This window comes from Radicibacter daui, assembly GCA_030657355.1.
GTDB lineage: Bacteria > Pseudomonadota > Alphaproteobacteria > Radicibacterales > Radicibacteraceae > Radicibacter > Radicibacter daui.
Map to the genome: position 1 here is coordinate 22,440 of CP131056.1, position 12,566 is coordinate 35,005.

9 protein-coding genes and 1 tRNA gene are annotated in these 12,566 nt (G+C 64.2%); 6 read left to right on the forward strand and 4 right to left on the reverse strand.

Features of this window, described 5'->3' with window-relative positions; all coding sequences use genetic code 11:
- Positions 1 to 5: 5 nt before the first annotated feature.
- From gltB to QTL98_RS00130, 3 genes are all read right to left on the reverse strand, one after another.
- Positions 6 to 4,583 carry a glutamate synthase large subunit gene (gltB, locus tag QTL98_RS00120; protein WP_445680211.1) on the reverse strand — a complete coding sequence of 1,526 codons (4,578 nt, stop codon included), beginning with the start codon at positions 4,581 to 4,583 and terminating at the stop codon, positions 6 to 8.
- A 99-nt stretch (positions 4,584 to 4,682) separates the two neighbouring features.
- A complete protein-coding gene (locus QTL98_RS00125; RefSeq protein ID WP_445680212.1) occupies positions 4,683 to 5,087 on the reverse strand; it encodes a GFA family protein in 405 nt (134 codons plus the stop codon).
- Positions 5,084 to 6,544 carry an NAD(P)-dependent oxidoreductase gene (locus QTL98_RS00130; protein ID WP_445680213.1) on the reverse strand — a complete coding sequence of 487 codons (1,461 nt, stop codon included), beginning with the start codon at positions 6,542 to 6,544 and terminating at the stop codon, positions 5,084 to 5,086. The genes QTL98_RS00125 and QTL98_RS00130 overlap by 4 nt, the downstream gene beginning before the upstream one ends.
- A 286-nt stretch (positions 6,545 to 6,830) precedes the next feature.
- Here QTL98_RS00130 and QTL98_RS00135 point away from each other — a divergent pair, with 286 nt between their 5' ends.
- Positions 6,831 to 7,637, forward strand: coding sequence for an undecaprenyl-diphosphate phosphatase (locus QTL98_RS00135; protein WP_445680214.1), 807 nt, complete (start codon positions 6,831 to 6,833; stop codon positions 7,635 to 7,637).
- A 10-nt stretch (positions 7,638 to 7,647) separates the two neighbouring features.
- On the opposite strand, the gene QTL98_RS00140 is transcribed toward QTL98_RS00135, so the two are convergent.
- Complete coding sequence (locus QTL98_RS00140) at positions 7,648 to 8,601, reverse strand: complex I NDUFA9 subunit family protein (RefSeq protein WP_445680215.1); 954 nt, start codon at positions 8,599 to 8,601, stop codon at positions 7,648 to 7,650.
- Between the two features lie 206 nt (positions 8,602 to 8,807).
- Between QTL98_RS00140 and QTL98_RS00145 the strand changes: the two genes are divergently transcribed.
- The 5 genes from QTL98_RS00145 (at position 8,808) to QTL98_RS00165 (ending at position 12,506) form a co-directional block, all read left to right on the forward strand.
- A tRNA-Leu gene (locus tag QTL98_RS00145) sits at positions 8,808 to 8,894 on the forward strand.
- A gap of 247 nt (positions 8,895 to 9,141) precedes the next feature.
- The gene (locus QTL98_RS00150; RefSeq protein ID WP_445680216.1) at positions 9,142 to 9,753 is read left to right on the forward strand and encodes a ribonuclease D; all 612 of its coding nucleotides are present in this window, start codon (positions 9,142 to 9,144) and stop codon (positions 9,751 to 9,753) included.
- A gap of 120 nt (positions 9,754 to 9,873) precedes the next feature.
- On the forward strand, positions 9,874 to 10,887 hold the full coding sequence (locus QTL98_RS00155) for a KpsF/GutQ family sugar-phosphate isomerase (RefSeq protein ID WP_445680217.1): 1,014 nt from the start codon (positions 9,874 to 9,876) through the stop codon (positions 10,885 to 10,887).
- Positions 10,888 to 10,896: 9 nt separating this feature from the next.
- Complete coding sequence (gene lptC, locus QTL98_RS00160; RefSeq protein WP_445680218.1) at positions 10,897 to 11,589, forward strand: LPS export ABC transporter periplasmic protein LptC; 693 nt, start codon at positions 10,897 to 10,899, stop codon at positions 11,587 to 11,589.
- The gene (locus QTL98_RS00165) at positions 11,586 to 12,506 is read left to right on the forward strand and encodes an LptA/OstA family protein (RefSeq protein ID WP_445680219.1); all 921 of its coding nucleotides are present in this window, start codon (positions 11,586 to 11,588) and stop codon (positions 12,504 to 12,506) included. Before lptC ends, QTL98_RS00165 begins: the two co-directional genes overlap by 4 nt.
- Positions 12,507 to 12,566: the final 60 nt, after the last annotated feature.

A 12,566-nucleotide genomic window follows, 5' to 3' on the forward strand; every position in this document is an offset into this window, starting at 1 on the left:
ACGGCTTATTCAGCCGCGACGGCCGGGGCGATGGGAACCGCAAGACGGTTGACCATTTCCTTCGGCACCACTTGCCAGAACTTGTCACGTTCCAGCGTCCAGTCGATGAGCAGGGTCTCGGCAAACTTGCTGAGCGTTTCCTGCACATGCTGTTCGATAAGGCCCTTAAGCAGGTCCTCGTAATGGGAAACCTGGATGCGCTGCCAGATGACGCTGTCGTCATTGATGCGCTGGGGCAGCGAGCCTTCTGCATCGTAGACGAAGGCCATGCCTCCGCTCATGCCGGCGGCGAAGTTGTCACCAACCCCGCCAAGGATGACGACGGTGCCGCCGGTCATGTATTCGCACCCGTTGGAGCCGCAGCCCTCGATCACCGCCGTGGCGCCGGAGTTGCGGACAGCAAAGCGCTCACCGGCCTGGCCGGCGGCAAACAGCTTGCCGGCGGTTGCACCGTAAAGAACGGTGTTGCCGATAATGGTGTTTTCGTTCGACTTCAGCGGGCTGGAGGTTGTCGGCCGCACCACGATGGTGGCACCCGAAAGCCCCTTGCCGACATAGTCGTTGGCATCGCCGAACACCTGAATCTTGAGGCCCTGCACGCCAAAGGCGCCCAGCGACTGGCCGGCCGATCCACGCAGCCGCACGGTGATGTGCCCGTCCTTGAGGCCCGTCATCCCGAACTTGCGGGTGATCATGGCCGAAAGGCGCGTGCCGATCGTGCGGTGAGTGTTCTGCACATTGTAGGCGAGCTGCATCTTCTCGCCGTCCTTGAACAGCGAGGCCGCGTCCACGACCATCTGCGCATCGAGCGTATCCGGCAGCTCGTTGCGCTCGCCGGGGGCCAGCGTGCAGTGGGTGGGGTTACCGCCCGGGTCCGCCTGGGTCAGCAACGGATTGAGGTCGAGGTCGTCGAGATAGTCGTGACCACGGCTCACCTGGTGCAACAGGTCGGTGCGGCCCACCACGTCCTTGAGCGTACGGAAACCAAGCTGGCTCAGGATGTCGCGCACCTCTTCGGCGATGAAGCTGAAGAGATTGACCACATGCTCCGGCTTGCCGGTGAAACGCTCGCGTAGCGCCTCGTCCTGTACGCACACGCCAACGGGGCAGGTGTTGGAGTGGCACTGGCGCACCATGATGCAGCCCATCGCCACCAGCGACGCGGTGCCGACACCATATTCCTCGGCGCCCAGCATGGCCGCAATCACCACGTCACGACCGGTGCGGATGCCACCATCGGTGCGCAGCACCACGCGGTGGCGCAGGCCGTTGAGGGTAAGCAGCTGATGGGTCTCGGAAAGGCCCATCTCCCACGGCAGGCCGGCATATTTGATGGAGGTCTGCGGGCTGGCACCCGTACCGCCATTATGGCCGGAGACGAGAATGACGTCAGCGCCGGCCTTGGCAACGCCGGCGGCAATGGTGCCGATACCGGAGCGCGAGACCAGCTTCACGCACACCCGCGCCACCGGATTGATCTGCTTAAGGTCATAGATGAGCTGGGCCAGATCCTCGATGGAGTAGATGTCGTGGTGCGGCGGCGGGCTGATCAGCGTCACACCCGGCGTAGAATGCCGCAGCTTGGCGATCAGTTCCGTGACCTTGAAGCCGGGCAGCTGGCCACCTTCGCCGGGCTTTGCGCCCTGGGCGACCTTGATCTCCAGCTCGATGCACTGGTTGAGGTACTCCGCCGTCACGCCGAAGCGGCCGGAGGCCACCTGCTTGATCTTGGAGTTCCAGTTGTCGCCATTGGCGTCGGGCTGGAAACGTTCACGGATCTCGCCGCCCTCACCGCTCACCGACTTGGAACCGATGCGGTTCATGGCGACATTCAGTGTGCCATGCGCTTCCGGCGACAGCGCACCCAGCGACATGCCCGGCGTGATCAGGCGCCGGCGCAGTTCGGTGATGCTCTCCACCTCTTCCAGCGGAATGGCCTCGCCGCCCTGGCGGAACTCCAGCAGATGCCGCAGGAAGATCGGCTTCTGTTCATGGATTGACTGGCTGTACTTGCGGAAGGTGGCGAAGCTGTCGTTCTTCACCGCCGCCTGCAGCATGTGGATGAGGTTGGCCTCATAGGCGTGGCGCTCGCCACCCCGGCGATAGCGGTAGAAACCACCGACCGGCAGCGTCACCACATTGCCGGCAAAAGCCTGGGTGTGCTGGTCCAGCACCTTCTTCTGGATGCCATTGAGACCGATGCCGGAGATACGGCTCGGCATCGGCGGGAAATATTCCGCCACCAGGCTGCGCGACAGGCCCACCGCCTCGAAGAGGCAGCCGCCGCGGTAGCTGGAGATGACCGAGATACCCATCTTGGACATGATCTTCAGGAGGCCATCATCGATGGACTGCTTGAAGCGGCGCATGCACTCCTCGAGTGACATGTCGCCAAAGAGTCCGCGCGCCTGCCGGTCGCCAATCGCTTCCTGCGCCAGATAGGCGTTAACGGTCGAGGCACCGCAACCGATCAGCACAGCAAAATAATGCGTCTCGAGGCACTCGCCGGAACGCACATTGAGGCTGGTGAAGGTACGCAGGTTGGAGCGCACGAGGTGGATGTGCACCGCGCCGGTGGCCAGGATCATCGGCACAGGAGCCCGGCCGGCCGAGACATTCTCGTCCGTCAGCACCAGATGCTCGGCGCCGCCGCGCACGGCATCCTCCGCTTCCTGACGGATACGGGCCAGCGCCTCGCGCAGCGCATCCGGGCCGCCATCGGCCGGGAAAGTGCAGTCCACTTCCGCCGCCGTCTCATCCATATAGGAGCGCAGGGCCTTGTATTCGCCGTTGGTCAGCACCGGCGAATTCAGCTGCAGCAACCGGCACTGCTCGGCGCTTTCATCCAGAATGTTGCCGAGGTTGCCAAGGCGCGTCGTCAGCGACATGACCCGGCGCTCGCGCAGGCTGTCGATCGGCGGGTTGGTCACCTGGCTGAAATTCTGGCGGAAGAAATGGTGCAGGCCGCGATACTGGTCCGACAGCACCGCCATCGGGGTGTCGTCCCCCATCGAGCCGATGGCCTCCTTGCCGTCCTCGACCATCGGATGGAGGATGAGCTCCATGTCTTCCAGAGATTGGGAGTAGGCGCGCTGACGCCGGCGCAGATCGTCGCGGGCAAGCTCCAGCGGCTCCTGCTCGCGCGCGGCCTGCTTGACGAGATCGTCCAGCTTGACGGTGTTCTTGACCCACTCGCCATACGGATGCTTGGCGGCGCAGTAGCTCTTGAGCTCGAGGTCGCGATAGAGGCGGCCGGCAGCAAGATCGACGCCGATCATCTGCCCCGGGCCGAGGCGGCCCTTCTCCACCACCTGCTGCTCGTTGGTCTTGACCATGCCGGCCTCGGAGCCCGCAATCAGCAGCCCGTCGCCGGTGATGACATAGCGCATCGGGCGCAGACCGTTGCGATCAAGCCCGCCGATGATCCAGCGGCCACCATAGATAGCGAGCGCCGCCGGGCCGTCCCAAGCTTCCATCACCGCGTTGCAGTAGGCGTAGAAGTTGCGCACATCTTCCGGCAGGTCCGGGCTGTTGGCCCAGGCTTCCGGCACCAGCATGGACTTGACCTGCGGCACTTCGCGGCCAGCGCGCAACATCAGCTCGAACACGGCGTCCAGCGCCGCGCTGTCGGAAGCACCCTGCGGGATGACCGGCTTCACGTCCTCGATATAGGCACCGAGATCCGGGTGGGCCATGCGCGGCTCGTGCGCCTGCATCCAGTTGGTGTTGCCGCGCACGGTGTTGATCTCGCCATTGTGGGCAAGCGTGCGGAACGGCTGCGCCAGCGGCCAGCTCGGGAAGGTGTTGGTCGAGTAACGCTGATGGTAGACAGCGAAATTGCTCTCGAACCGCTCGTCGAGCAGATCGGGATAGAAAGCCGTCAGCTGCTCGGCCAGGAACATGCCCTTGTAGATGATGGAACGGGCCGAGAGGGAGCAGATGTAGAAGCCCAGCAGGTTCTCCGTCATCACCGCCTTCTCGATGCGGCGGCGGATAATGTAGAGCTCCTTGTGGAATTCGGGCGCCGGCAGGTTCTTGGAATTGCCGATGATGACCTGTTCGATCTCCGGACGCGTGGCATTGCCCTTGGCGCCGATGATATGGATGTTCACCGGCACCTGGCGCCAGCCATAGATGTAGTAACCAAAATTCAGGATCTCGGTTTCCACGATCGCGCGGCAGCGCTCCTGCGCTTCATAGTCCACGCGCGGCAGAAACACCTGGCCCACGGCCAGCTCATGTTCCGGGCGGCGGTGGCCGATACGTTCGACATAATCCTTGAAGAAGGCCTGCGGCACCTGGATGTGGATGCCCGCACCGTCGCCGGTCTTGCCGTCGGCGTCCACGGCGCCGCGGTGCCAGACGGCCTTCAGCGCCTCGATGCCCTTTTCCACCACGTCGCGGCGCGGCTTGCCATCGATGGAAGCGATGAAACCCACGCCGCAGGCATCGTGCTCATCAGCCGGATTATAGGCGTGGGTGGCGGTGAGGCGGGTGACATTGTCCTGCCAGCGGCTGAGGAACTCCTTGCCTTCACGCTCTTCCGCACCCAGACCGGCAACCGGCGTTTCATTCGTGGACATGGTATCCGTTCTCCTCGGAACCGGGCCGGGCCTTTCGGCCGCAAGCCTTGCTTTATCGGGTGGCGGCGCCTGCCGACGCCGGATTTCTGACTTCGTCGCTCAGCCGCCGGCAGCAAACCGGGGGGCGTCGTCGCCAATGGTGTAGTAAGTAGGCTTATCGTCTACGAAGATGTGACGGGCGATACTGAAGCTGTTGTTCTCATCAAGCGCCGTCAGGCTGATGGAGATGCGGGGATCTCCTTCCTGACGCCAGAACAGCGGCGAGCCGCATTTGCTGCAGAAACCGCGCTGATGTCCCGGGGACGAGCTGAACCAGCTGAGCGTTTCCCGTTTCTCGAAAGAGAGGTTCGGCTCCTGGCAATCCGTCGAGTGGAACGGGCCGCCGCTGATGCGCAGGCACTGGCTGCAATGGCAGGCGCTGACCTTGCCGAACGGACCGGTGGCCGTGAAGCTCACTCCGCCGCAATAACAGCCGCCGGCGATTGTTTCCGGGGCCGCGCTCATTCCGCCGCGACAGCGGAAACCCGCCGCCCCTCCATGTAACGGTGCATGGCGGTCGCCGCATCGCGCCCGTCGCGCACGGCCCACACCACAAGGCTCGCCCCGCGCACGATATCGCCGGCGGCAAACACGCCGTCCATCGTGGTCATCTTCGAGCGATGATCAGCCTTCAGCGTGCCCCAGCGGGTCACTTCCAGCGACGGTTCGCCGAACATCGCGCTGATATCTTCCGGCTCGAAGCCCAGCGCCTCGATCACCATGTCCGCCTCGATGCGGAACTGGCTTCCCTCGATCACCTGCGGGCTCTGGCGCCCGCTGGCATCGGGCACACCCAGATGGATGCGGTGGGCGAGCACGCCGTCCACCTTGTCCGAGCCGGTAAATCCCTCCGGTGCCGCCTGCCAGGTGAAGACCACGCCCTCTTCCTCGGCATTGGCCACCTCGCGTTGCGAGCCCGGCATGTTGGCGCGGTTACGGCGATAAAGGCAGGTAACCTCGACAGCGCCCTGGCGCACTGCGGTTCGCACGCAGTCCATCGCCGTGTCACCGCCGCCGATCACGACGACCTTCTTGCCCTTGGCATCCAGACTGCCATTCGCGAAAGCCTCGACCTTGTCCCCCAACGACACGCGGTTGGAGGTGGTGAGGTAATCGAGCGCCGGATAGATACCCTTGAGGCCGCTGCCGGGCGCCTTGAGACCACGGGCGCGATAGACGCCGATGGCGATCAGCACACTGTCATGGCGCCCGCGCAGTTCGGCAAAGCTGATATCCTTGCCCACATCGACGCCAAGGCGGAACTCGATGCCGCTTTCCACCATCTGCTGGTGACGGCGCAGCACGATGTCCTTCTCCAGCTTGAAGCCGGGGATGCCATAGATCAGCAGCCCGCCAACGCGGTCGTAGCGGTCATAGACGATGACCTTGTAGCCCTGGGCGCGCAGCTGCATGGCTGCGGCAAGGCCGCCGGGACCGGCGCCGATGATGCCCACGGATTCCGCGCGCTCAAAAGCCGGCTTCACCGGCTTTACCCAGCCATTCTCCCAGGCGGTATCGGTGATGTACTTCTCCACCGAGCCGATGGTGATGGCGCCATGGCCTGACTGCTCGGTCGTGCAGTTACCTTCGCACAGCCGGTCCTGCGGACAGATTCGGCCGCAAATTTCCGGGAAATTGTTGGTCGCAGAGGAGATCTCGTAAGCCTCCTCAAGGCGGCCTTCCGCCGTCATCTTCAGCCAGTCGGGGATGTTGTTATGCAGCGGACAATGCACTTGGCAGAAGGGCACGCCGCACTGCGAGCAGCGGTTGGACTGCTCCTCGGCGCGGGCGGTGGCGTAACGACCATAGATCTCCAGAAAGTCTTCGCGGCGAAGCTCTGCCGGGCGTTTTTCCGGCATCTTCGGCTCTACGGAGACAAATCCGAGCATCCGCCCCTTCTTGGGCGACTTATGGTCGGCCATGGCCGATCCCTCCTCTCTGACGAAAGCGAAGGCGCCCCTGTTCAGGAAGCGCCTTCATTTGGAAACATAACGGCTGCCAAAGCCGATTGCGAGCAAAAAATGCGCGTTAGGTCAACACTAGTGACCTATATTCGCGAAAATTTTATCAAATGCGAACCCGTCGCAACAAAGCTGGCCAAAAATTAGTCTCATAACGGACCATTCACCCTCCGAGGCCGCCCCTCGCCTTGCCTCGCAAGCTCTGCTATTCGAAAGCCCCGCCTGCCCGCCAGCAACCGGACCGCCCATGCCTTTCCTGCACCTCGTCGTCCTCGCCATCGTTCAGGGCATTACCGAGTTTCTGCCGATCAGCTCCAGCGGCCATCTCGTGCTCGTGCCCAACCTGCTCGGCTGGCAGGACCAGGGACAGACGATGGATGTGGCAGTGCATCTGGGCACCCTTGCTGCCGTACTGCTCTATTTCTGGCGCGACCTGTGGTCACTGGTCATGGGGCTCGTCATGCTCCTGCGCGGCCGCCCCGACCAGCGCACGCGCCTTGTCGGAATGCTGCTGGTTGCCACCCTCCCGGCCGCCCTGTTCGGCCTGTGGCTGCATGCCAACGCGCCGGACTGGGACCGCTCGGTGCGCGTTATCGGCTGGACGACGCTCGGGTTCGGCATCCTGATGTGGATCGCGGATGGCGCCTTCATGCATGTGCGCGAGATCAAGCATATGGGCGTGCGTGACGCGCTGGTCATCGGCCTCATGCAGGCTATCGCCCTCGTGCCCGGCACCAGCCGCAGCGGGATTACCATGACCGGGGCACGTTTCCTTGGCTTCACCCGGGTGGAGGCCGCCCGTTTTTCCTTCCTGCTCTCCATCCCGACCATCGCCGGTGCCGGCATCCTGGCCGTGCACGACCTGATGAAGTCAGGCGACAGTGCGCTTGTGGGCTCCGCCCTCACGGCCGGCGTGATGACCTTTGTCGTAGCCATCATCACCATCTCGCTGCTCATGCATTATGTCAGCCGCATCGGCCTTGCGCCCTTTGCCATCTATCGCATCCTGCTGGGCAGCGGCCTGCTGATTGCCGTCTATACGGGCGCACTCTGAAGGCCAGGCCTCATCCGCGACTGGGCGCCACAAAACGCCCGCCGCTGCGATACTTGTCGAGATAGGTGGGGACGATGATCTCCGCCGCCGTCGGCGAAATGCCGAGATCGGCAAGCGTCATCGCACCGGCGCTCACCACGTTGTCCTGCTTCAGAAGCCGCACCTGGTCGCGGGTCAGCATCGGCGCGCCGGGAAGGCATTCAAGAAAGCCAGCCTGCAGCATGGCAAGGCCCCACGGGATGACAACAAGGCGCCGCCGACGATTTGCCAGGCGCAGCGTCAGTGCCATCAACTCCCGGAAGCTGTAGACCATCGGCCCGCCCAGCTCGGCGGTGCTGCCGGCCAGCGCCGGGTCGGTTACCGCCCGCATGATCGCACCTACCACATCGCCGACATAGACCGGCTGCATGCGCGTCGTGCCACCACCGATCAACGGCAGCGCCGGCAGGAACTGCGACAGCCGGGCGAAGCGGTTGAAGAACCCGTCTTCCGGGCCAAAGATCACCGACGGGCGAAGAATGACGGCAGGCGGAAAAGCCGCCCGTACCGCTGCCTCGCCCGCTGCCTTACTGCGTGCATAGGAAGACGGGCTTTCGGCCGAGGCGCCGATCGCCGAGATATGAACGAGCGTGCGCACTCCCGCGGCGGCCGCGGCGCGGGCGATGCGCTCCGGCAGGCGATGATGTACAGTGTCGAAGCTTTGTCCGTGCCCCTCGGCCAGAATGCCGATCAGGTTGACCACGGTATCCGAACCGGCCACCACCGCGGCGACAGAGGCATCATCCCTGTAATCGCAGGTGGCGGCAACGATCTGCGCGACGAACCCGTTCGGCTTCAGCGTCAGCACGCGCTGCGGCGCGCGGGTAACCACCCGGATCTGCGCGCCGGTAGCAGCCAGGTGCGCGACCAGATAGTGGCCGATAAAACCCGTCCCGCCGAAGATTGTGACGATACGCGGCGTCATCTCTCTGGTCCTCCTCCGGCTATGGCCTGCTGGCTCCCCTCAACAAAAGAGTGCGCTTGCCCGGCATTTCAACCCCCGTCCGGTCACGGCAAAAAAAGCTGCCGAACGGACCAAAACTTCTCATTGACAGGCCGCGCCCCGGTCATTAGATATCCGGCCCGCAGCAAATGCGAGCCGCCTCCGGGTGGTCCCGAAATGCCGCGAACGCCCAGATGGCGGAATTGGTAGACGCGCAGGTTTCAGGTACCTGTGGCCGAAAGGTCGTGGAAGTTCGAGTCTTCTTCTGGGCACCATTTCCAAGTGAAATACAGTAACGCTGATCGGCGGCTTCTCCACCCGGAGAGCCGCCGATGGCGTTTCTGGGCCCTGGCAAACCCTGCGGCCTGAACGCCCGGCGGCAAGCCGAGGCGCTGGCCCTTTGCCCCCGGCTGATGTAAGGCTGCGCCCCATCCGGTCCGCCGATCTCATCAGGGCGCGCCGCTTCCTCCCCCGGCCGGGGCGGAGCCAGCGCTGCCCTTCAGCCAGGAAAGCCGCCAGCTCATGACCATCCATGTCTATCAGAACGATCTGCCCGACGGCCTTTCCTTCGGCACGAGCGTTGCCATCGATACCGAGACCATGGGCCTCAACCCTATCCGTGACCGCCTCTGCCTCGTGCAGCTTTCGGCCGGCGATGGCGATGCCCATCTGGTGCAGTTTGCCGACCGCAACTATGCCGCCCCGAACCTGAAGCGCCTGCTGGCCGACCAGAATGTTCTGAAGATCTTCCACTTCGCCCGCTTCGATGTCGCCGTGCTGCAGGCCTATCTCGGCGTCACCACAACGCCGGTCTACTGCACCAAGATTGCCTCCAAGCTGGTGCGCACCTTCACGGACCGTCACGGCCTCAAGGAACTGTGCCGCGAGCTGCTGAATGTCGATCTCTCCAAGCAGCAGCAGAGCTCCGATTGGGGAGCACCGGGCCTGACGCCGGAACAGCAGACCTATGCCGCCAGCGACGTTCTGTACCTGCACCGCCTCAAGGAAATCCTCGACGGCATGCTGGCACGCGAGAACCGGACCCATCTGGCCAAAGCCTGCTATGACTTCCTGCCCGCCCGGGCCGAGCTCGATCTCGCCGGCTGGCCTGAATTCGACATCTTCGCCCACTAAAACCGACAGGAACCTGACTGAAGGCCGGCATCGCCAGCCTTCGTTGACCCCTGATTCGGCCTCCTGCATAGTTTTTGAACACGGCAAGACCAACCGCCCGAAACGAGAGTTCTTCCGACAGTGACCGCTGCCCCTGCCCCCATCCAGACCGAGGCTGCCCGCCGCGACATCGACCACGGCGTGCGAGTTCTGGAAATTGAAGCGCGCGCCGTTGCCGCTCTGGCCGCCAGCCTTGGTGATGACTTCGCCGCCGCCGTGGAAACGCTCTATGCCATCAAGGGCCGTGTGATCATCACCGGCATGGGCAAAAGCGGCCATGTCGCCCGCAAGATCGCCGCGACGATGGCTTCTGTTGGCACCCCGTCCCATTTCGTTCACCCGGCCGAAGCCAGCCATGGCGATCTCGGCATGGTGACGGAAGCCGACGCCGTCATCGCCCTTTCCAATTCCGGCGAGACGGCGGAACTGGCGGACATCATCGCCTATACCCGCCGCTTCAATATCCCGCTCATCGCAATCACCAGCCGCGCCGGCTCCACGCTCGACACCCGCGCCGACATCACCTTGCTGTTGCCGCCGGAGCCTGAGGCCTGCCCAATGGGCCTTGCCCCCACCACCTCCACCACGCTGATGCTGGCGCTCGGCGACGCCCTGGCGGTCGCCCTGCTGGAGCGGCTGGGCTTCACCTCCACCGATTTCCGCACCTTCCATCCCGGCGGCAAGCTCGGCAAATCGCTGATGCTGGTGAAGGACCTGATGCATGGTGCGACAGAGCTGCCGCTGGTCAAACCCGAAGCCAGCCTTGAGCAGGTGCTCGCCACCATGTCGGCCGGCGGCTTCGGCTGTGCCGGCGTCATCGACGAAAACGGCCTCCTCACTGGCATCGTGACCGATGGCGACCTGCGTCGCCATATCCTGACCAGCCGCAAACCCGGCGGCGCCTTTGCCGAAAACGCGGCCGAACTGATGACGGTCAATCCCAAGACCGTTACCCCCGGCCAGATTGCCGGCGAAGCGCTGGCGGTCATGGACAGGCACAAGATTGCCAGCCTCTTCGTCGTGGCGAGCGCTGAAGATCGTCGGCCCATTGGCCTCCTGCAGACCTACGACTGCCTGCGCGCCGGTCTGGCTTAAGGATCCGGCATGGCGAGCGGCGCAGAGAACAAGGGTAACGGCGAGAAGGGCGGGGTCCAGGCCGACCTCTTCGCCCCGCGCCCCATCAATGCCGCCTCTGCCACCCTGGCACGAACCGGCCGGGTCAAGCGCCTGCGCATCATCCTGCCCATTATCGCCATACTGCTGCTCGTGATCATGCTGGGCTGGCCCTACTGGCAGGACGTGCGGGACGAGATCGCCCCGCTGCTGAACGCCGAGCAAGCACCGCCTCCCGCCACGGTCGACCAGCCGGAATCAGAAGTCGCCAACCCCCGTTTCGTCGGCACCGACCGCAAGAACCGCCCCTTCACCATCACGGCCGACAAGGCCATCCAGTCTACCGATGGCGGCGCGGTCGATCTGGTCAATGCCGAGGCGGACATGACGCTTGATGAGGGGCACTGGATCGCCTTGCGCGCCGAAAACGGGCGATATGACCGTAACAGCCAGACGCTCGATCTCAGCGGCCATGTCGTGCTGTTCCACGACAGCGGCTACCAGCTCGATACCGATCTCGTGCATGTCAATCTGGACACGCTGGTCGCCGACAGCTCCGCCCCCACCTCCGGCTCCGGCCCGATGGGCGAGTTTCACTCGCAGGGCTTCACCGTCGGCGATTCCGGCAACATCGTCACCCTCAAGGGCCAATCGCATATCCTGCTGAGAGGGACCTCTCCATGATCCGCCGCGCACGCCGCAAGGTAGCCCTCTGCGCCCTTCTCCTTGCACCGGCCGTCGGCCTCGGCGCCGGCATTTTCCAGCCTGCGCTGGCGCAGACGCTCATGCGGCCGGGCAGCCAGCCGGTTGAGATCACTGCCGATGGCGCCATCCGCTGGGATCGCCCGGCGAGCACCATTACCGCCGATGGCGGCACGCAGGTAGTGCAGGGCACGCTGACGCTGACAGCTCCGCGCCTTACCGCCACCTACACCGAAGGCCCTGCGAGCAACGGCGGCTCCGGCGGCATTGAAGTAAAGACGGTGGTGGCCGAAGGCGGGGTGCGCATCGTCGATGGCGACCGCGTAGCCGCGGGCGATACCGCCACCTATGACGTGGCGACCGGGCTGATGACACTGACCGGCGGCGCTCTTTCCGTGACCAGCGCCCAGGGCAAGGTCACCGCGCGCGACAAGATCACCTACAACTCCACCAGCCGTATTGCCACCGCCGACGGCAACGCCACAGTCTCCCAGCAGGATCGTGTGCTGGCAGCAGACCATATCACCGCGCATTTCGACGCCGCGCCTGCAGCCGGCGCCAAGGCAGGCAGTGCCCCGGCAAAAGCCGGCACATCTGCCGCCGGCACCGGTTCACTGTCCTCTGCCGATGCCGTGGGCAATGTGCAGGTCACCACGGCAACGGAAACGGCCACCGGCGCACGGGGCCATTATGACGCGATTGCCGATACCGCCCGGCTGGAGGGTGGCGTGCGTATCGTGCGCGGCCGCACTATTCTCACCGGTGAAGCGGCGACGGTGGACATGAAGTCGGGCGTCTCTACCCTGCTGGCCCCCAAAGGTCAGGGAGACGACAAAAAAGCCCGCATCCTCTTTTATCCCGGCGACAAGAACGGTGCGGGCGACAGCAAGAAGCCATGAGCTTCATGCTGATTACCCCTTTCCGCGACGCCCCATTCGTGGCTTAAGATCAGATCCGTG

What these genes read in the sequence shown, in the direction of transcription:
- gltB (WP_445680211.1), bottom strand. Translation starts at nt 4,583, where the DNA reads ATGTCCACGAATGAAACGCCGGTTGCCGGTCTGGGTGCGGAAGAGCGT.
- QTL98_RS00125 (WP_445680212.1), bottom strand. Translation starts at nt 5,087, where the DNA reads ATGAGCGCGGCCCCGGAAACAATCGCCGGCGGCTGTTATTGCGGCGGA.
- QTL98_RS00130 (WP_445680213.1), bottom strand. Translation starts at nt 6,544, where the DNA reads ATGGCCGACCATAAGTCGCCCAAGAAGGGGCGGATGCTCGGATTTGTC.
- QTL98_RS00135 (WP_445680214.1), top strand. Translation starts at nt 6,831, where the DNA reads ATGCCTTTCCTGCACCTCGTCGTCCTCGCCATCGTTCAGGGCATTACC.
- QTL98_RS00140 (WP_445680215.1), bottom strand. Translation starts at nt 8,601, where the DNA reads ATGACGCCGCGTATCGTCACAATCTTCGGCGGGACGGGTTTTATCGGC.
- QTL98_RS00150 (WP_445680216.1), top strand. Translation starts at nt 9,142, where the DNA reads ATGACCATCCATGTCTATCAGAACGATCTGCCCGACGGCCTTTCCTTC.
- lptC (WP_445680218.1), top strand. Translation starts at nt 10,897, where the DNA reads ATGGCGAGCGGCGCAGAGAACAAGGGTAACGGCGAGAAGGGCGGGGTC.
- QTL98_RS00165 (WP_445680219.1), top strand. Translation starts at nt 11,586, where the DNA reads ATGATCCGCCGCGCACGCCGCAAGGTAGCCCTCTGCGCCCTTCTCCTT.